We start from the raw sequence: 20,312 nt of genomic DNA, 5'->3' as shown, positions 1-20,312 counted from the left end.
TTTTAATCATAAGTAAAAACACATAATAAATTAATTATCAATAATATAGCCTGTTATTAAAAATCATTAATACTTTTTTACATTGTACATTGTACAAAAAAACTAAATCCTGTGTAACCTTTTTACTTTTTCATACGTATATATTATAGTAACTCTTTTTTGAGGATAAAATAAATGAGACAATTAAAAATCACTAAGCAGGTTACCAACAGGGAAACTGCTTCATTAGACAAGTATTTGCAGGAAATTGGTAAAGTGGAACTGATTACTGCGGACGAGGAAGTAGAATTGGCACAAAGAATACGTGCCGGCGACAGAGCCGCACTTGAGAAATTAATCAAAGCCAACCTTCGTTTCGTAGTATCCGTATCTAAGCAATACCAAAACCAGGGTCTTTCTTTACCCGATTTGATCAATGAAGGTAACTTAGGATTAATGAAAGCGGCAAAAGGTACGATGAAACTAGAGGTTTCAAATTTATCTCTTATGCAGTATGGTGGATCCGTCAATCAATTTTACAGGCATTGGCTGAGCAGTCAAGAATTGTAAGATTACCATTGAACAAGATTGGATCTATCAACAAAATCAATAAAGCATACGCTCACCTTGAACAGGAAAATGAAAGACCACCTTCTCCGGAAGAATTGGCTGAAGTTCTTGACATGAGCGAGGAAGATATTAAAGAATCTATGAAAAACTCCGGAAGACACCTGTCTATGGATGCGCCTTTGGTAGAAGGTGAAGATTCTAATCTTTATGATGTATTACGTTCAGGAGAATCTCCAAGTCCTGATAAAGATCTGATGCTTGAATCTCTGCAAATTGAGATTGAAAGAGCATTGAATACTTTGACGCCAAGAGAGGCTGATTTGGTAAGATTGTACTTCGGACTGAACGGAAAACACCCAATGACTTTAGAGGAAATTGGTGAGACTTTCGATCTTACAAGAGAGAGAGTTCGTCAGATCAAAGAAAAAGCAATTAAGAGACTAAAACACAATACCAGAAGCAAGATCCTTAAATCTTACCTGGGTAAATAATTTTAGCGTAAAAATTTTATAGGCGGAGTCTGGTTTCAGGCTCCGTTTTTTATTGGTGTAACATTTTTCAAAGTTTGCTCAACTAATTAGAATCCTTTCATCACTGATGATAAATCTAAATGATTTATTTAGTAGAAGGGATATGACGTTGATTATACACCAAAATAAAACAGACTATGAAAAAAATACTTTTCGCTTCTGCTCTAGCCTTATCTACTCTTTCCTGCAGAGAAAATAAATCGCAAAACAATAATATTGTAGAAAAAGCAGCTGAGAACACAGAATCCGGTATTCCTATAAAACGGCTAAGTAAAACCCAGAATATATTTGATGGCATCTACTATGAAAAAATCAAAAATGATCAGGCGCTCAGGAAAATAGATGAGAAAATATCTTTAATGCAAGAAGATGCTCATAAAATGCAAAGTATATATAACAGTATTATTTCTAATTCAGAAGATTATTATTTGATTGCGAAAAATGAGGCAAAAGCCATTAACGATTCGGAAAAGGAAATGGCTGAACTTATCAAAGAGAGTTCAGAAAACTATGATCTGAAGGTTCAAAAAATAAAAGAACTTAAACATCAGATCAACAGGAATAAGCAAAGCATTTACAGTATTTACTCCGCATTCAAAATAAGAAAAACGCTTCCTGAAATTGAAAAATACCAAAAGGCGCATCCTCTGAAAACAGACAGTCTCAATCAATTTATCAACAAGCAGAATAAACTGCTGGAAGAATTGAAAAAATTAAAATAAACACATTATTACACCTCATGAAATATACTACCCAATGGCTTACCGATAAAAGCCGCGTGAAAGAACTCGTCGACTTTTTTATTACCCACAAAACAGATGCTTATATTTCTCATGGCGAAATGATGTCCGGCAGAGCGATAGATCCACACCATTGGAATCCTGATCTTGAGCTGATTCTGACAGAGCAGCTGATCACCGATTTTAATTCCGATGGCAGTTCCAAACTGAATATTCTGATTGCGGAAAATGAAAACCGGGAAATTGTCGGCATGATGGTTTTTAACGTGATCAACAGTCCTTTTAAAAAATATGCCATTCTGGAAGATATGCTCCTGGATCAGTCTGTGAGAGGACAATCCCTTGGAAGCAAACTGCTGGAGAAAGCCATTCATGAATCTAAAAGCTGGAATATCAGTTTTATCTTATTAGAAAGTGGAGTCAACAATCATGGTGCTCACAACTTTTTCAGTAGATACGGTTTCAAAAAGGTGTCGGAGAGTTATATTTTATCATTTTAAATTAAACCCAGCTTCAACCTTAAATTTTTATCTCTATAAACAAAGCCACCCTGTCAACGGATGGCTTTTTATTTTTAGTTCTTATTTGCTTTATTATTTTCAGTCTGCACCAACTCTATCCAGCGAACCATTTCTTTTATCTGACTTTCAGAAAGGGCAGCTTCCGGATGAAGATAAGTATAAGAGGTAAGCGGCATTTTTTTCTGCTGTACCTGATTCGCAACAGATTCTAATTTATGAGCCTGTTTACGACGGCTGTAACTACTCCATTCATTAAAATTCAATTCTTCTTTTCCCTTTTTTATATGCTTTTCAATAAAATATCCTAAAGGCTGTATATAAGAATAGAAGGGATAATGAGTAGAATTACTGTGACAGTCATAACAGGAATTTCTCAAAACAGACTGCACATTCTGAGGAAGCTTGTAAACCTTTGAAATATCTGTTGAAGGTACCTGCCCGTAATCAGTATTACGGACAGGCTGAATGAACTGAATAAGCAAAAAAATGAGAACAACCCCCAAAAATATATTTCTAATGTTCCGGCTCATCCCTATTTATGTTTTAAAATACTTTTTTTACAGAACCACAGTTAATCATTTTCTGACCTTCATACGGATTGATAATCTCTTCTGATTCACTGATCCAGGTTCCTCCTTTTCCGTTATTATACATAGGACAGAAATCCTGGTATAACTTTAGCCCTCCTGTTCCCTGCTCTTTTATTAAATCGGTAATGTCATTACTGAGGGAAAGCAGATGCTCTCTCTGGTGTGCTATATCATCAGCGTTTTCTCCGATATGCGCTGCATTTTCCGATGCACTTTCTACAATATCACGCAACTCAGAATTGCTTTTTGCATCGGTTTTACTGATATCTATTTTCTTTAATACAGAAAACAGACTTTTAGCCGCATGGGAAGCTTTTTCAGAATCATCTTGAGCTAAGGCATTTTTTAGAGGAAGGTAGCTTTTGATAATTTGCCGGATTGGAAAAGCTGAGAGCTGGCCTGTTTCTTTTTTACTTCCTTCCGGGCTTTCTTTTACCTCCCGATCTGAACTTTCATCAGGTTCAGTTTTATCCGTCCTTTTAATTTCCGGTTCTGCTTTCTTTTCAGATATTGTACTGTCGGGTTTATTACAAGAGTATAATGTGGCTCCCACAAGCAGTACGGTTATTATATTTTTCATTGTTTCTTCAATAATATGGTTTTAAAAAATTAATACGTTAAAGTGACACCTGCTCCCCAGCCCATTTCATTATCATAATTTCCGGAAACGGATAACCACTTTTGAAGAATATATCTCACTCCGGTTGTAAACTCTCCGTCTGAATTGACACTGAAATTTCCTCTCAGCCTTCTGGAAAGCGGTATATCTTCACGGCTCAACTCCAGTAATACTTTTCCGTTCTGGTCCACACTTGCGTCAGCAGTAATCAGCATTGGCAGCACATACTGCATACCCACTATAAATGCAAACTTGTTTTTGGAAGCTTTCTGCTGTCCGAACCAGGTCTTTTTGCCATGAAAATCCATCCCTATATCTTCTGCCATCTGTCTTTCCATAATCTCATGATTTTTCTGGACCCTGATCCCTGCATAAGGAAGTGCCCATTGGAATTTTCCTAAAAACCGTCCTACTTTCGCACTTCCTTCGAAATGATCAAAATTCCAGTTGGAGTGAAACTCGTTAAGGTTAGCCCATCTTGGTCCGAACATCGTCATGGTTTCTGCATGGACCTTATTGCTTGCCACATCCAGCATTGCCATAGAACTCGTCATTTTATTATCCTGTAAAAAGTTTTTCCAGGCCAGCTTTCTGTTCGGAAGCTGCGGATTGGGTTTTGAATTTTCATAGCTGAAGATTCTTCCCATTCCTGCCATCATGTGGTATAAAATGTGACAGTGGAAAAACCAGTCTCCATCCTGATTCGCTGCAAATTCTATCGTTACGGTTTCCATCGGCATGATATCCACTACATTCTTCAGTGGAGAGTATTCCCCTTTTGAGTTGATCAGCCTGAAATCATGACCGTGAAGGTGCATCGGGTGACGCATCATTGAATTATTATACATCTTGATTCTGAGAACCTCTCCCTTTTTGATCAGAATTTTATCCGTCTCTGTTACGGTTTTATTATCCAGAGTCCACAGGTAATGGTTCATATTTCCTTCCAGCGTAAATTTCATTTCACGGATGCTGTCTGCAGGAAGGATGGTTTTTTCAGGGGATTTTAAAATATTGTAAGACAATCTCCTGATGGTTTTTTCTTCCTTCATATCCATACCTGAATGTTGGGAATGATCCTCTTTCTTATCTTCTTTTGTTTTCACTCCCATCATCTCATTAATGTGTTTTGCTGTAGTTTTTCTTTGGTTTTCAGATAATTCCGGATACATTACTTCGTTCATATCCATCATCTGATTCCCCATCGTCATATTCATCGGTTTCATGTTGCCGCTCATCTCCATCATTCCGTTCATCATTTTCATTCCTTCAAAAAGCATGAGTCTTGGAAGATTGGGAGCCTCTATCTTTTCACCGGAACCCAGCCAAAGAGAAGCGTGTCCTATCCTATCTTCTGAGGTTGCCCGGAACTCAAAGCTTTTATTTTCAGGGATGGTAACTTCAATATCATAGGTTTCGGAAACTCCTACAATCAGACGGTCAACCTCTACAGGTACCACGTCATTCCCGTCATTTCCCACTACTTTTATCTTCCCCCTCCATAATTCAGCCAGAAATAGGTGGAAGAGCCTCCGTTGGCCACTCTGAGCCTTACTTTGTCACCAGCTTTTAATTGGGAATAATCTGAACTTGGAGTACCGTTAATCAGAAATTTATCGTAATAAACATCACTTACGTCCATCGCTTCCATCCTTTTCCATTCATTCAGTGCTTTTGTTCCTAAATTTCCGGACTTAATGGCTTCCCAGTAACTCTGTACTGCATTTTCTTTACAGCATACCAGTCTGTATTCGCCATATGAAGCCTTCTTGCAATCTGCATCGGATCATCATCACTCCAATCTCCCAATAGTACAGGAATTTCAGCATTGTACTCCGTTTTCGGTTCGCCTTCTCTTTTGAAGACCAGAATGCCGTTCATTCCTATCTGCTCCTGAAGGGCTTCATGGGAATGGTACCAATAGGTTCCGTTTTGTGAGATTCTGAATTTATACAGATGGGTTTCTCCCGGTTTTACAGGTTTAGTGGTAAGATATGGAACTCCGTCATGTTCATTGGGAAGAATTACTCCATGCCAGTGCAATCCGGTATTTTCCTTAAGCATATTGTGCAGGTAAATTTCAGCAGTATCTCCTTCTGTAAAATACAGGGTCGGAGCCTGAAGTTTCCCGTTGATTGCGATGGCCCTTCTGTTTTTTCCTGTAAAATTGACAATAGTATCTTTTACATACAGGTCATAACGAACTGTTTTTCCTCCAAAAGTAATTCTCCCGTTTTCTGAATTACGTTTTAAAACAGACTTTTCTTCTTTTGGACTTTCAGCGTCTGCATGATGGGAATGATCTTCTTTTTCTACCAGGTCCATTCCACATTTGGGACATTTCCCAGGCTTGTCTGAAGTCACCTCGGGGTGCATCGGACAGGTGTAAACAGTTTGAGCTTGAGTTAAGACTTTTTTCTCTGGCTGAACAGAAGGCTTTATTACTTTTGCTTTCTCAACCTTAGTTGCTTCCTTTACTTTATTTATTTTTGTTTCTAAAGATTTTCTTTTAATCTCTGTTGCAGGGATAGCTTTCGTTTCCGCTTTTGCTGTTACTTTGGATTTTATAACTGCTGTTTTTTTCACCAGAGTCATTCCGCATTTAGGGCAGTCTCCGGGTTTTGATAACACCACTTCCGGGTGCATCGGGCAGGTATAATACGTTTTTGTAGTTTGTGCGAAAGTAAAAACAGAGAATAAAAGCATCAGAAACATTATTAATTTTTTCATAATATTTCGAACTTTTAGAAGCTGCACAGCTTAAATTTAATTATAACTTAAGCTATACAACTTATTGTTTTTAAGAAAAATACAATAATTAATTAATTTCTGACTTTACACTTCCGCAGGAAAGCATAGACTTCCCATAGTAAGGATTAGCGATCTGTTTTTCATCGCTCAGCCAGCTGCCATCTGCCATTGGGCAATACTGTACATATACCGGCTTTTCAGAAAGCTTAAACTCTTTGGTCAAAGCAATCATATTGTCCGAAAGGTTGAAAAAAGTTTCTCTTTGTGCTGCAACGGTTCTTGCTTCAGATATAGCAGAGGCATCTTTTCTGAGAATATTAAGATTTCCTTCAGATACTACTTTATAGTCAATGGCAGAAGCTGTCTTAATAAATTCTGTTGCTGCTTTTGATGTTTTATCAGCGTCATCTGAAGCCAAAGCTGATTTGATAGCGATATAGTTCTGATACAGCTTAGAAACCTGAGCATCCTTTTTAGATTGTGCTGATAGTGAAATGATTGAGAATACAGATAAGGCTGCTGTGATGATATATTTTTTCATTGTTTTACATTTTAGAATTAATTTTAATAAAGAATAATGGTAACGCATCAGTAAGTGCGTCAGAACATGTCGCCCGTAACGGTATGCAATTCATGATACCGGAAACGACGGACGGATTCTAAATTCTAAAATTACAATGATTGATGTAGATAGGTACCGGCCGGTATTCAGGCGGTGCATTAATCCGGATCTGAGTAAATTTGGTGGCTGAAAAAGACTTATCAATAACAGCAAACTGATGTTTCACCGGAATTTCTGAAATCTGGCCTAAAAAGTCAATTTTAAGCAGGTCTGATTTCTGGGAATCATCTACTTTTACTACTTTGATTTCTGTTTTGCAGCATCCTTTTTTGTCTTTAACACCGCATTTTGCACAGATACCATCTGTTTTCTGGCTTACAGAAACAAATTCCTTCATGCAATAATGAATACTAAAAGCTGCTCCGGAAGAAAACCCGAAGTAGAAAATAGAAAACAATATGGCAAGAATCTTTTTCATTGGTAGGACAAAGATAAAAATATCTCTGAGACCGTTGTTATAAAATTTGGTAATGTTGTTACAAAATTCGGGTAAAATAAAAGCTTCCGAATTTCTCCGAAAGCTTTTATTTATTTTTTGAGAGATTAACATCAACCTCATCTTTTAATTTTTTACAGTTTAAATTCTAACTTCACATTGAAGAAACGTCCTGTAAGACGTACCGGAACTGGATACATATAATTGCTGTTATAATCAGTGATCCATTGGTTCGCTACCGTGTTATTGATGTTGAATGCGTTGAAAACCTGAACTCCTAATGTCAGCTCCTCGAAATTACCCCAGAATCCTGATCTCTTATTTTTCTCTTTCGGATCAATAAATACCTTTGTCAATCCTAAGTCTACCCTTTTATAGGAAGGAAGGGTCTGCTGATAATTATACGCTGAACCAAAGTCCGGCTGTCCGTTGCTGTTGAACATTACGGGAGCTCCTGTAGGTAATCCCATAGCATATACCAAGGTAAGATTGACACGCATTGACGGGAAGCTCGGCATATAATCCTGATAGAACATGGCAAACCTCAACCTCTGGTCTGTAGGTCTCGGAATATCTCCTCTTCCATCTATATTTTCATACACCCTCGCATAACTCGCGGATAACCAAGAATCTACACCCGGCACAAATTCCCCGAATAATCTCGTATCAATACCATACGCATATCCTTTGGAATTATTCTGCCCGGAATACCGGATTCTTACATTATCCATATAATACGGGATCAGGTTATCCATTTTCTTGTAATAAAGTTCCGTAGTCAGTTTAAATGGTCTGTCATACATCTGGAACTCATAATCATTGGCAAGAATAACCTGGATAGAACGCTGCGATTTTATATTAGCGTTAAAATTACCATCTAAATCCTTGATCTCTTTGTAGAAAGGAGCCTGATAGTAAATTCCTCCCGAAATTTTAAACAGCATATCACTGTCCCAATCAGGCTTTATCGCAAACTGGGCTCTTGGAGAGAATATTGTTTCTTTATTGAAACTCCAGTTGGCAACACGTACTCCGGCATTCACAAATACCTTACTGGCTCCCCAGTAGAACTTCTGTGAATATTGTGCGTATGCTGAAAGTCTTGTAGGCTCAATATTGTTTTGCCCGGCAATATAATAAGCAAGCTTAAGATCTCCTGTCATTCCTGTTCTCGGATCAATAATTTCAGGTCTTGGCAGGCTGTAACCTGCAGAATCTACAACCTTCCATTCATTGGTAAGATCTTTGAGATTTTCTTTCTCATATTTAAATCCAACCTCAAAGTCGGTATTTACATTGGGAGAAAATTTGGCTCTGAACTGGGTTCCGTAGGTTCTTACAAACAAATCATTTCTTGCGTGTTCTATCTGTCCGCCCACATCAAATGATGTTACAGGCTGCTGCGTCACAGGATCAAAGGTCTGCAATTCATATCCTGAATTGATCGTATAATATTCTCTTTCTCTGTTCTGATAAGCAAATGCATCCAATGTAAGTTTCCATTTATCGGCCGGCTTATAGTTCATGGAAAATGTACCCATCATATTTTTGTACTGGTCATTTTCTTTACCCGCATATCCTATGTTCACGGTTATAGGCTGCTGAAGGCTTCCGAATGTAACACTTTTGCTCTGGGAATCATCTCATAATCATTCTTGGAATAATATCCGATGAATGACATGGAAAACTTATCACTGACATGATAGTTCAGATAAGACTGGAAATCCCAATAGGTCGGGTTAAAGTCTGTATCTTCCTTCAGAGTGTTAAGAACAAGATTGGTATTTCTGTACCTTCCTGAAAATAAGGCTGTAAATTTTTATTCTTGGAAGCCAAACCTGTTGTCAGTCTTCCTCAATTAAACTGGCCTCCCCTGAAACTTCAAATTTTTCAGGTTCCCGGTAATAGATATTTAAAGCCGAAGACATTTTATCCCCATATTTAGCTTCAAATCCTCCTGCAGAGAAATTCACTGTAGAAACCATATCGGGATTGATGATACTCATCCCTTCCTGTTGAGAGTTTCTGATCAGGAAAGGTCTGTAAATCTCAATGTCATTAATGTAGATAAGGTTTTCATCATAGTTTCCGCCACGAACCATATATTGGGAAGACAGCTCGGTATTGGAGTTTACAGAAGGTAAGGTTTTAAGCAGTCCTTCAATTCCACCATTAATAGAAGCTACGGATTTTGCTTCTTTCGCTGAAATTCTTACATTGGTAAGGTCATTGGTTCTTCCTGTTGCTTTTTCTGGAAGACAACTTCCTCTATATCGGTCACTTTAGTGGTCGCTGTATCTTTTTTCTTTGCTGGGAGAAAATCAGAAACGGGACCATAAGGCTTAGCGGTAAAACTAGTTTTTTCAAAAGAAATGTTTTAGAATTTCTAAAATTAATGTTTTTTTAACAATTACAAAATCGATTCTCTAATTCTTGTTAATTTTTGTAACAAATCTTCTAATAAATCTAATCTTAACATGTTGGCACCATCAGATAATGCGGTTTCCGGTGTAGGATGTGTTTCGATGAAAATTCCATCTGCTCCTACTGCAATTCCCGCTTTGGCAACCGTTTCAATAAGATCCGGTCTTCCACCTGTAACCCCTGAGTTCTGATTAGGCTGCTGTAAAGAATGGGTAACATCCAAAATAACAGGAGCATATTCTCTCATGGTAGGAATTCCTCTGTAATCCACGATAAGGTCTGTATACCCGAAAGAATTCCCTCTTTCAATAATGGCTACTTTCTGGTTATCGGAATCTGTCACCTTCTGAACGGCAAACTTCATCGCTTCCGGTGAAAGAAACTGTCCTTTTTTCAGGGTAACACATTTTCCTGTTTTTGCCGCAGCGATCAATAAATCGGTCTGACGAACAAGGAATGCAGGAATCTGCAGAACATCTACATATTGTGCTGCCAATGCCGCGTGTTCATTCTCATGGATATCTGTTGTAGTAGGAATATTAAAGGTCTCACCTACTTTTTTAAGGATTTCAAGAGATTTCTCTTCCCCAATGGTTGTGAAAGAATCTACACGGCTTCTGTTTGCTTTTTTAAAACTTCCCTTGAAAATGTATGGAATATTATATTTATCCGTAATGCTGATCACTTTTTCAGCGATTCTTAGTGCCATATCTTCCCCTTCAATAATACAAGGTCCGGCAATAAGGAAAAAGTTTTTGAATCTTTGTGCGAAATATTATCTAAATACTGAATCATTTTTGTTGTCATTAAAAAGTTCAGTAAAAATACTGAGAAAGTTTCAGATTTGGAAATTATTTACGGATGGGTTTAGGCTTTAACCAAAAACCGGAAAACGAATGTCTATTTTTGTCTAGAAACTCTTACCCCGGCAGTATCTTGTCATTCCGAAGGAATTTTTTATACTATGTCGGGATTCCTCCGGGAATGACAAACTCTATGTTTTTATTCTAACATTTCTAAAACAAGGAATAATGTAATTTTTGAGGAAAACCCTACTGTTTGCAGATTAAAAAAACAATAGGAACGGGCTTTAGCCCGTTTACAAATAAAACAAACAGCCATCGGCATCAGCCAAAACCTAAAAATAATCAGAAAATATAAAATCCGCCTGTGAAATATTTTACCCCATCTTCTTCAAAACCTTCTCAAACGTATTTACATTTCTGCTGGTAAGCTGATCTTTAAGGCTCTTTTTACCCAGTACTTTCCCAAAGGTAGAATCCAGGGTATTTCCTTTCGGAACCTGCCAGTAAAATATATCATTAACAATCGCTGCTTTTTCATTTTCCGCCTGAGCTGCTTTCTGAAACTCATCCATCAGAACCTTTTCCACACCCGGAATTCCTACAAAGCCATACATGTGAAATGTATCATTCTTTTCAAAAGGAACACTGTTCCATAAAACTTCTGTTTCCTCCTGAGATTTCACAAACAAAAATGCTTCATAAGAGAAATGCCCTGACATTGCTTTTTCCAGAATTGCCTTTAATTCCTCACTCTTTTTATCGGAAGAAAACACAATATTTCCGGACGCCAGTACTGAGCTTACCTCATTCATGCCGGCATCTTTAAAAACCTGGCAGACATCCGCCATTTTCATATTAGTTCCTTTTACGTTGACGCCGCGGAGAAAAGCACAGTATTTCATTTTTCTTTAGGGATTAGGGATTAAATAATAGGTTGCAGGTTTTAAGTTTGAGAGTTTGAAAGTAAAGAGTTCTCGGACTTCTTTTAGTTTTTCTTTGCTATTTTTACTTTTTAAATGCTTAAATATTTAAATATTTTAATCAACTCTAATGTACAAATTATAGTCTGTACCGGAAGGTTTCAGATGGTAAATTTTTTCTAAAATCTTATTATCGCTTTTCAGGTGATCTTTCACCCTGAATTCTTTTAAAAGTTTATAATGGGTCTGATAATAGACTGAATTGGCATCATTCCCTTCATACAGGTTTTTATAGGAAAGAAGGTATTTCGGTTTTCTTGTTCTGACTGTATTGATCCAGTAATTTACTTTATCTTTTTTAATTTCCTCCTGAATCTGTTTATCAACCAATCCAACCTCATCTATCGTTTTTAATCCTGAAAAATAAGGAACATACCCCGCCGGCTCAAGCAGGATCCACTGGTTTTTATCTTTTTCATATTGATTTAGAAAAGTACCAATGGTTCTTCGGTAATTCCATTCCCCGTTTCCTGTTGCAATAGAATGAACGGTTTGAAAGGCAAGCATCGGGAAAATGTAGAATATAATCAATAATGACAGCCAAAGATTTCTTCTCTCTTTCTGTTCCAGTACAAAAATAAGAACGGGAACGAAAAGTAAAATCTGCGGAACCCAGTAATACCAGTCAAATAAACTTTTCTGAGAAATAAAGATGATTTGTTTTACCCATCCGAAGATAAAGATCATCCACAAAAAGTAGTTTCTTTTCTCTCTCTGTCTGATCAGATAAATAAAGCAAAGCAGTTCAAAGATCAATACAACGATGGTGATAGGATTAAAATCTCCGGGAACTTTCAGCATTCCCCAGAAGTTTCCGAAACTCTTAAAAAAGTAACCGATATGCTGTTGGATCGTAAGGTCTTCACTGTAAAGAAGCTTTTTTGCAGTAATGGTATTGTTCACCAGCTCACCAAAGTAAAACCAGTTAAAAGCTACTGTTGATAAAACGCCCAGAATTCCACCAAAAATATAATTCCATCTGACCTTTCTGTTCCAGAATACATCTACCAGAAATACAATTCCCAGGAATATTACCGTATCGATTCTTGTAAACATAATTAAAACCGGAAGGAGTGTCAACACCCATTTTTTTCCTTTGTGGAAGCCATAATATAACAATGACATTTCCAGGAAAAACAGGATTCCGTACTCCATTCCGAGAATTGAAATTTTAATAGCCGGAGGTAAAATACCGATCAGAAATATGAAAATCGCTTTATGCCATGGATTTTTAAGAACCAGATGAGAAAGCAATAAAGTTCCTATGGTAAACAATATGGAGTTAAAAATCAAAAGGGGTTCAATAAAATTCTCTTTCCCGAGAACAAGATTGAAAAGATAAGATACAAAAACATACAGATGTGTTGTAGATGCAGAGATTTTAGTATCTCCATTGAAGCCGATTACTCCATAATCCAATAGATTCTGGGCAACTCTCCAGGTGATAAACGCATCTTCCTGGATATAGTGCGTTAATAAAAAAGAAGTTTAAAAAGAACCGTAGCAATGACGGAATACATTGGGAATTTGCTATTTTGTGTTTCGGACATTATGTATTTTTACTTTCACAAATATAACCTTTAAATTCAGGATTCCCAATAATAAAAAAACGGAACCGAAGTTCCGTTTTAAAGTATTTTATTTTGTTGCTTTGATAATCGCGTTCGTAATCTGACTTTCTTTTTCTTTTGAATACGTAGAATCATAAGGCTCCATCACATCAAATAAATATTGATAGAATGGCGTGATCTGCTGTACATTTTCAGATTCTTTCATCGCCTTATCTCTGCCCATCTCCTGAAGATCTTTGATAAACACATTGAATTTCTTGTCAATCGGCTCTATGGATTTTACAAGATAAGCATATGCTTTTTCTTTCTGTCCTATCTTCGTATAAGCATCTGTTACTGCAGAAACAACAAGAGAATATTCCATAGGTTTTGTTCTCATCTGTCTTCTCAGGTAGCTTTGGTCTGCTTTGGAAAGGCTTAAATAGTAATCATACTCTTCAAAGATTCCTTTTTTAAGCACTTCAGCAATCTGAAGACCTTTCTGCTCCTGCCCTGCAATGATGTATCCTGATACAATTGAACTTAATGAACGTGGATCATTATATTTCTCTGCCGGAATTTCTTTTGCTGCAAGATCCAGAATTTCCAATGCCTTAGCTTTCTGTCCGCTTAATGCAAGGGCTGCTGCTGCTCTGCTCGCTGACATTCTGTAGCTGATGATATTGGAAGTAGCCGTTTCATCAAAGTGAGCATTTAAGTTTTTGAAGTTACCCCATCTGAAATTTTTCACTACATTATAAAGAGAATTGGCATCTACTCTTCCCATATCTCCATCAGCCGTCGGAGGCGTTTGGATAGGAATCAATCTGTAACTGAATCCGTCAAACTGAAGATAATCGTTCAGATAGAAAATATTCTCACTGTCATAGATACCTCCTGATGAGAAGTTAATCGGACGCTTCCAGTCGAAGTTTGCTAAAAGATCCATCAGGATCAGGTTATTCTTATAAAGCGTGTTTCCTTTGTAAGTAATCATAATCTGATTGGCAACATTCGGAAGATCTTCTTTGTTGATGATTCCTGCTTTTAAAGCATTTTCTTTATTGACCGGAAGGATGAATTTGTTTACCGGAAGGATATTGTATTTTTCAAATTTCTCTTCCCCGAAATACATTTTCAACAATTCATCTTTTTCAGGAGATTTAAATTTAATGAATTCAATCGCCTGTTTCAGTGTTAAAGAATCCTGGGTAAGATATTTTCTGAAAGACTGGAATTCTGTTTCCGGAGCTCCCTGTTCTTTCAGCATAGAGAATACACCTTCCCAATCTTCTTTCTTCATCATATAGATCTGGTCGTTTACCCCATCTCTGTAATCTTCGTGTGTCAGTTGGCTGGGAATTCCCATAGCATTGTAAGTTCTCCTTTTGATCTGGTCAAGGTTCCATGGAGTTGAAGCAAGGGTAAAGTTAACCACCTTCACATCATCTCTGAATCTTTCTGTTTCCTGAATTGCCCAAACCGGGTAAGTATCGTTATCACCGTACACGAAAAGGATATCGTTTTTCGGTAATGATTTTAAAACGGAATACGCATAATCATATGCTGTGTATCGGTTGCTTCTGTCATGAACGTTGTAGTTCTGGAAGCCCATCATGAAAGGTACTCCTAATAAAACCACTCCCAGAGCAATATTAGCTCCGTTTGATTTTACTTTAGACTGCAGGAACCATAAAATTGCTCCGGCACCCATACCGATCCAGATGGCAAATGCGTAGAATGAACCTACCATTGCATAGTCTCTTTCTCTCGGCTCGAAAGGCTTTACTCCTGTATAGAAGATAATTCCTACACTTGTTAAAATGAATAAAGATAATAGCGCATAGAATCTTCCGAAGTCTCTGTTTAATTGGAAGAAGAATCCGATCAAACCTAAAATTAATGGAAGGAAGAAGAATTTCACTGTACTTTCATTCTTGAATTTGGCAGGCATTTTATCCTGATTTCCTACCACTGCATTATCGATAAAAGGAATTCCGGAAATCCAGTTTCCTTTTGTACTTTCCATGTTTCCTTCAAGGTCGTTCTGTCTTCCTACAAAGTTCCACATCAGATATCTTACAAAGTAATATCCGTTCTGGAAAGTGATGAAATAATCCATATTCTGAAGGAACGAAGGCTTCTGAACATTGATCAGGTTATAAGGTTTTACTTTCAGATAATCTGAGGCAGTAATCGATTTATCTTCATATTTTGCTCTCAGCTCGTCAAAGATCTGCTTAGCCTGCGGATTGTCTGCCACATCTTCGTTAGCATAATTGAATGTAAAATCAGGAGCACCATACATAGAAATATAGTTTGCCATTACATCCTTATCTTCGTTGAACATTCTCGGCATTAAGCTTACCTGAGATTTGCTGAATACATAATTGAAACGGTCTCCGGTTTTTCTGTACGTTCCGGTTTTTTCATCTTTTTCGTAGATTTCACCGGTTTTTTGTGTCTTGAAGCTTCCATCCTCATTTTTCTCAATTCCGTTAGCATCAAGGAATGCAGTATAATTCTGCCCGTAGATTGTTGGCCAGTCACCGTACTGCTCTCTGTTATAATAATCCAGCATACCAATTGCAGTGTCAGGATCATTAAGGTTCATCGGCGGGTTAGCATTTGCTCTGATTGGAATAACCATCCAGCAAGAGAACCCGATCATCATGAAAACTACAGATAGTGCAGCCGTCTGATAAATCTTTCTTTTTGCTTTTCTTGCATACTTGATTAAGAAATAGCAGATTGCTACCATCAAAACAAAAGCCGCAATTGTTCCGGAGTGGAAAGGAAGTCCAAGACCATTCACGAAGAAAATCTCAAGTCTTCCAAACATCGTCATAATCAGAGGGAAAATAATTTTGAAAACAATAATCAAAATTCCCAGTGTGATAAGGTTTGCCCAGATAAAGTTTTTCCAGGTAAACTTATAATTTCTTGCATAATATACCAGACATACTGCAGGGATCGCCAGCATACACATCATATGCACTCCCACAGAAAGTCCTAAAACGAAGAAAATAAGAATAATCCATCTTTCACTGTCTCCCGCTTTATACTCATTTTCCCATTTGGTGATCAACCAGACCAAAAGCGCGATAAACATAGAAGCCATAGAATAAACCTCTCCCTCTACTGCTGAGAACCAGAATGTATCTGAGAACGTAAAGCACAGGGCTCCTACTGCTCCGGCAAATAAAATAGAGATTTCCTGATGTTTCGTAATTTCTTCAAAATCTTTGTTCAAAAGTCTTCGCACAAAATGTGTGATCGTCCAGAACAAAAATAAAATAGTCAGCGCACTGAACAATGCAGACATCGCGTTGATCACGATGGAGTAATTTTCGCCTTTCCCTAATGCAAAAATGGCTGCCACGGCACCCACTATCTGGAATAAAGCAGCTCCGGGAGCATGCGTTACTTCAAGTTTTACTGCAGAAGAAATGTACTCGCCACAATCCCAGAAACTGAAATTGGGTTCTATGGTGGACAAGTACGTGAAAAACGCAATGACGAAAATCACCCATCCTGAGACGGTGTTCCATTGCCTAAAAGTCCAATTTTTCATAGTATTAAATCAATTATGCGAAAATAAGGCTTTTATCTTATTTTATGCGGGTTTTAACAAAATTTAAAAATTTTGGCGTAGTATTTGCGATTATACTCGTGTCAAAACTGAAAATACGAAAATAATTTTTTACAAACTATGCCCTAGAAATCAAACAAAAGTTTAGTAATTATTTATTTTTTTGTATTTTTGCAGTCAGATTTTTATTGAAAATAACAAATAATGAGTAATGTTTACGATAATATCCTTGGCCTGATAGGACATACTCCTATGGTGAAGCTAAATACTGTTACAAAAGATATTCCAGCAACCGTATATGCCAAGTTAGAATCATATAATCCTGGACATTCCACCAAAGACCGAATCGCACTTCATATTATAGAGAACGCAGAGAAAAAAGGCCTTTTAAAAGAAGATTCTGTAGTTGTAGAAACTACTTCCGGTAATACCGGGTTTTCTATTGCGATGGTATGTATCATTAAGGGATATAAATGTATTCTTGCAGTAAGTGATAAAACAAAACCCGAAAAAATTGCTTACCTGAAAGCATTGGGAGCCACGGTGTATATATGTCCGGCCAATGTACCGGCAGATGATCCGAGATCATATTATGAAGTAGCTAAAAGAATCGCTAAGGAAACTCCTAATTCTATTTACATCAATCAATATTTTAACGAACTTAATATTGATGCACATTACCAGACGACAGGTCCTGAGATCTGGGAACAGACACAAGGTAAGATCACTCACCTTTTTGCCTGCACTGGAACTGGTGGAACATTATCAGGTTCAGCGAAGTTTCTGAAGGAAAAAATCGGACATCAAGATTATCGGAGTAGATGCGGATGGTTCTATTCTGAAGAGCTATCACGAAACAGGAGAAATTCACAAAGAAGATGTACATCCTTATCAGATCGAGGGAATGGGTAAAAACCTGATCCCTTCTGCCCTGCTTTTCGACAAGGTGGATGAATTTGTAAGGGTAAATGATGAAATGTCCGCGTACAGAACCCGCGAAATTGCTTTGAAAGAAGCGATCATGGGTGGCTACACTACCGGAGCTGTAACACAGGGACTGATGCAGTATGCCCAATCTCATGAACTTACAGAAAACGACCTGGTTGTTTTAATATATCCTGACCATGGCTCAAGATATATCACTAAAGTTTACAGTGATAAATGGATGGCTGAACAGGGATTTGTCAACAACTGTGTTCACAACTATGACGAAGTTTTCAAAACTGAGTTTATCAAATAAGAACGAATAAAATCACGATACAATAAAGCCTTTTGCGTGTTCTGACAAAAAGGCTTTTTACTTAAAAATTACGATACAATGTTGGATATTTTTGAAAGAATAAAAGAAAATCCAGGACCACTTGGACAATTTGCAGATTATGGTGAAGGCTATTTTATTTTCCCAAGATTAGAGGGACCTATCGGCCCTAGAATGCAGTTTCAGGGTAGAGAAGTAATTTTCTGGAGTGCCAATGACTACTTAGGGCTGTGTAATCATCCTGAAGTAATTGAAGCGGATGCAAAAGCTGCTGCTGAGTATGGGATGTTCTACCCGATGGGAGCAAGAGCAATGTCCGGAGAAACAGACCAGCACCTTCAGCTGGAAAGGGAATTGGCAGACTTCGTAAAAAAAGAATCAGCATATTTATTGAATTTCGGTTATCAGGGAATGGTTTCTACTATTGATGCCCTGGTAAGCAGAAATGATGTAATTGTTTATGATATGGATTCTCATGCCTGCATCGTGGATGGAGTAAGACTTCATTCCGGTAAAAGATTTACCTACAAGCACAACGATATGGCAAGTCTTGAGAAAAACCTTCAGAGAGCAACCAAGGTAGCTGAGGAAACAGGAGGTGGTATCCTTGTGATCACAGAAGGGGTTTTCGGGATGAGAGGCCAGCAGGGAAAAATCAAAGAGATCTGCGATCTTAAATCAAAATACCAGTTCAGATTATTGGTAGATGATGCCCATGGTTTCGGAACACTTGGTAAAACAGGTGCCGGTGTGGGTGAAGAGCAGGATTGCAACGATCAGATTGATGTGTATTTCTCTACTTTCGCCAAATCTATGGCTGGTTTCGGAGCATTCCTTGCGGGTGACAAAGAAATCATCAGATATCTGAAGTTCAACCTGAGATCACAAATCTTCGCAAAATCTCTTACAATGCCAATGGTTATCGGAGGTCTGAAAAGACTGGAACTATTAAGATCAAGACCAGAGATCAAAGCTAAACTTTGGGAGAATGTTTACAAACTACAGAACGGACTTAAAGAAAGAGGATTCAATATTGGAGATACCAATACCTGTGTAACTCCTGTAATGATGCAGGGTACTCCGGTAGAAGCTACTCTATTGGTAAAGGATTTGAGAGAGAATTATGGTATCTTCACATCTGTGGTAGTATATCCGGTCATTCCGAAGGAATGATTCTTTTAAGACTTATTCCTACCGCTTCTCATACAGATGCAGAAATCAATGAAACTCTGGCTGCATTTGAAGCTATTCATGATAAACTGGTAGGTGGCTACTACAAAGAGCAGGAGCAAAAATTACTGCAGGAACAAGGATTAAGTTTTAAACCGATTTAATTCATCAAAATAAAAGAAAGCCACTGATTGATTCAGTGGCTTTTTTGTTTAATAACTATAAAGCACATGAAACTTAGAGGTTACACACTGGGAATTCTGTCGGCTGTTTCATATGGCCTGATTCCGATTTTTATCCTGCCTGTCAAGCAGGCGCACTTTTCAATGGATATTACGCTGTTTTACAGATTTTTCTTTTCGGCTTTAATGGTGGGAGGATATCTGCTGTATTCCAGAGAAAGCTTTAAAATTAATAAAAAAGAAACTTTAATTCTGGCCATCCTTGGTATCTGTTATGCGCTTTCTTCAGAGTTTCTGTTTTTAGGATATGATTTCCTTACTCCAGGAATTGCCTCTACCGTTTTATTTATTTATCCTGTTATTGTCGCATTGCTGATGTTTTTCTTCTATAAAGAGAAACTTACAGGATTATCCATAGTTTCTTTACTTCTTGCTTTTGCCGGGGTTATTGTTTTATGTACGAAAGGAAACGGGCTGGAAATCAATTTTACAGGATTGGGAATTGTAATGCTCAGTTCGCTTTTTTATGCTCTGTATATGGTGATTGTCAACAAATCAAACATCAGGGTTTCAGGGTTTAAACTCACCTTCTATTCTATGCTTTTTACATCCATGTTCTTTATGAGCAAAGCTGCAATGGCTCATGCATCCTTCGCTATCCCTTCGGCTGAGATTTTCATTAACTTTCTTATTTTTGCATTTCTCACAACGGTAATCTCCAGTCTTTGTCTGGTATATGCTATCAAATATATCGGATCTACTCCTGTTGCTATTCTGGGTGCGCTGGAACCAGTAGTAGCCGTATTGGTAAGTGTCCTGATGTTTCATGAGAAATTCACCAATAACTTATTGATCGGGATTACACTGATCCTGTTAGGAGTTACCTTAAATGTAATTACAGATCGTAAAAAACTGAATCATGCCTAGACTATATTATCCTGAAATGATATCAATAAGATCACACCATTTAATTAAAAAGTAACCATCTATAT

Annotated in this window: 12 protein-coding genes and 5 pseudogenes; 6 read left to right on the top strand and 11 right to left on the bottom strand. The window is 37.5% G+C overall.

Translation table 11 applies throughout. The annotated features are described in order from the left end of the window. Positions 1 to 174: 174 nt before the first annotated feature. The 3 genes and pseudogenes from OWR28_RS11245 to OWR28_RS11235 all read left to right on the top strand — a co-directional run bounded on the left by OWR28_RS11245 (position 175) and on the right by OWR28_RS11235 (position 2,319). Positions 175 to 1,040, top strand: a pseudogene (locus tag OWR28_RS11245) (sigma-70 family RNA polymerase sigma factor). Positions 1,041 to 1,216: 176 nt separating this feature from the next. Beyond that, positions 1,217 to 1,801, top strand: a complete 585-nt coding sequence (locus tag OWR28_RS11240; RefSeq protein WP_332386673.1) for a hypothetical protein — start codon at positions 1,217 to 1,219, stop codon at positions 1,799 to 1,801. Positions 1,802 to 1,818: 17 nt separating this feature from the next. Continuing rightward, the gene (locus tag OWR28_RS11235) at positions 1,819 to 2,319 is read left to right on the top strand and encodes a GNAT family N-acetyltransferase (protein ID WP_332386672.1); all 501 of its coding nucleotides are present in this window, start codon (positions 1,819 to 1,821) and stop codon (positions 2,317 to 2,319) included. 74 nt (positions 2,320 to 2,393) lie between these two features. On the opposite strand, the gene OWR28_RS11230 is transcribed toward OWR28_RS11235, so the two are convergent. From OWR28_RS11230 to OWR28_RS11180, 11 genes and pseudogenes are all read right to left on the bottom strand, one after another. Beyond that, complete coding sequence (locus OWR28_RS11230) at positions 2,394 to 2,870, bottom strand: heme-binding domain-containing protein (protein WP_332386671.1); 477 nt, start codon at positions 2,868 to 2,870, stop codon at positions 2,394 to 2,396. Positions 2,871 to 2,883: 13 nt separating this feature from the next. Then, positions 2,884 to 3,510 (bottom strand): DUF3347 domain-containing protein, encoded by a 627-nt coding sequence (locus OWR28_RS11225; protein ID WP_332386670.1) that lies wholly within the window; start codon positions 3,508 to 3,510, stop codon positions 2,884 to 2,886. Between the two features lie 29 nt (positions 3,511 to 3,539). Beyond that, positions 3,540 to 6,264, bottom strand: a pseudogene (locus OWR28_RS11220) (multicopper oxidase domain-containing protein). A gap of 103 nt (positions 6,265 to 6,367) precedes the next feature. Then, positions 6,368 to 6,841: a DUF3347 domain-containing protein gene (locus OWR28_RS11215; RefSeq protein ID WP_332386669.1), complete on the bottom strand. Its 474-nt coding sequence runs from the start codon at positions 6,839 to 6,841 to the stop codon at positions 6,368 to 6,370. 118 nt (positions 6,842 to 6,959) lie between these two features. Further along, a complete protein-coding gene (locus OWR28_RS11210) occupies positions 6,960 to 7,340 on the bottom strand; it encodes an HYC_CC_PP family protein (RefSeq protein ID WP_332386668.1) in 381 nt (126 codons plus the stop codon). Positions 7,341 to 7,492: 152 nt separating this feature from the next. Continuing rightward, complete coding sequence (locus OWR28_RS11205) at positions 7,493 to 8,947, bottom strand: hypothetical protein (protein ID WP_332386667.1); 1,455 nt, start codon at positions 8,945 to 8,947, stop codon at positions 7,493 to 7,495. A gap of 255 nt (positions 8,948 to 9,202) precedes the next feature. Continuing rightward, positions 9,203 to 9,514 (bottom strand): Plug domain-containing protein, encoded by a 312-nt coding sequence (locus tag OWR28_RS11200; RefSeq protein WP_332387446.1) that lies wholly within the window; start codon positions 9,512 to 9,514, stop codon positions 9,203 to 9,205. Between the two features lie 254 nt (positions 9,515 to 9,768). Next, positions 9,769 to 10,577 (bottom strand): annotated as a pseudogene (kdsA, locus tag OWR28_RS11195) (3-deoxy-8-phosphooctulonate synthase). A 385-nt stretch (positions 10,578 to 10,962) separates the two neighbouring features. Next, complete coding sequence (locus OWR28_RS11190) at positions 10,963 to 11,490, bottom strand: DUF1697 domain-containing protein (protein ID WP_332386666.1); 528 nt, start codon at positions 11,488 to 11,490, stop codon at positions 10,963 to 10,965. Positions 11,491 to 11,625: 135 nt separating this feature from the next. Beyond that, positions 11,626 to 12,987: a DUF8728 domain-containing protein gene (locus OWR28_RS11185; RefSeq protein WP_332386665.1), complete on the bottom strand. Its 1,362-nt coding sequence runs from the start codon at positions 12,985 to 12,987 to the stop codon at positions 11,626 to 11,628. 219 nt (positions 12,988 to 13,206) lie between these two features. After that, on the bottom strand, positions 13,207 to 16,692 hold the full coding sequence (locus tag OWR28_RS11180) for a DUF2723 domain-containing protein (RefSeq protein WP_332386664.1): 3,486 nt from the start codon (positions 16,690 to 16,692) through the stop codon (positions 13,207 to 13,209). A 222-nt stretch (positions 16,693 to 16,914) separates the two neighbouring features. Between OWR28_RS11180 and OWR28_RS11175 the strand changes: the two are divergent. The 3 genes and pseudogenes from OWR28_RS11175 to OWR28_RS11165 all read left to right on the top strand — a co-directional run bounded on the left by OWR28_RS11175 (position 16,915) and on the right by OWR28_RS11165 (position 20,247). Next, a pseudogene (locus OWR28_RS11175) lies at positions 16,915 to 17,950 on the top strand (PLP-dependent cysteine synthase family protein). 78 nt (positions 17,951 to 18,028) lie between these two features. Next, positions 18,029 to 19,302: pseudogene (locus OWR28_RS11170) on the top strand (aminotransferase class I/II-fold pyridoxal phosphate-dependent enzyme). Between the two features lie 66 nt (positions 19,303 to 19,368). After that, positions 19,369 to 20,247, top strand: coding sequence for a DMT family transporter (locus OWR28_RS11165; protein ID WP_332386663.1), 879 nt, complete (start codon positions 19,369 to 19,371; stop codon positions 20,245 to 20,247). The last annotated feature ends 65 nt before the right edge of the window (positions 20,248 to 20,312 follow it).

Origin of the sequence: Chryseobacterium sp. 1B4 (assembly GCF_036631475.1) — a bacterium.
GTDB lineage: Bacteria > Bacteroidota > Bacteroidia > Flavobacteriales > Weeksellaceae > Chryseobacterium.
The sequence above is the reverse complement of the archived record's forward strand: the minus strand, read 5'-3'. Positions and strand labels throughout refer to the sequence as shown.

Coding starts and splice junctions, on each gene's coding strand:
- OWR28_RS11235 (WP_332386672.1), top strand. CDS start 1,819: ATGAAATATACTACCCAATGGCTTACCGATAAAAGCCGCGTGAAAGAA.
- OWR28_RS11230 (WP_332386671.1), bottom strand. CDS start 2,870: ATGAGCCGGAACATTAGAAATATATTTTTGGGGGTTGTTCTCATTTTT.
- OWR28_RS11225 (WP_332386670.1), bottom strand. CDS start 3,510: ATGAAAAATATAATAACCGTACTGCTTGTGGGAGCCACATTATACTCT.
- OWR28_RS11165 (WP_332386663.1), top strand. CDS start 19,369: ATGAAACTTAGAGGTTACACACTGGGAATTCTGTCGGCTGTTTCATAT.
- OWR28_RS11215 (WP_332386669.1), bottom strand. CDS start 6,841: ATGAAAAAATATATCATCACAGCAGCCTTATCTGTATTCTCAATCATT.
- OWR28_RS11190 (WP_332386666.1), bottom strand. CDS start 11,490: ATGAAATACTGTGCTTTTCTCCGCGGCGTCAACGTAAAAGGAACTAAT.
- OWR28_RS11180 (WP_332386664.1), bottom strand. CDS start 16,692: ATGAAAAATTGGACTTTTAGGCAATGGAACACCGTCTCAGGATGGGTG.
- OWR28_RS11210 (WP_332386668.1), bottom strand. CDS start 7,340: ATGAAAAAGATTCTTGCCATATTGTTTTCTATTTTCTACTTCGGGTTT.
- OWR28_RS11240 (WP_332386673.1), top strand. CDS start 1,217: ATGAAAAAAATACTTTTCGCTTCTGCTCTAGCCTTATCTACTCTTTCC.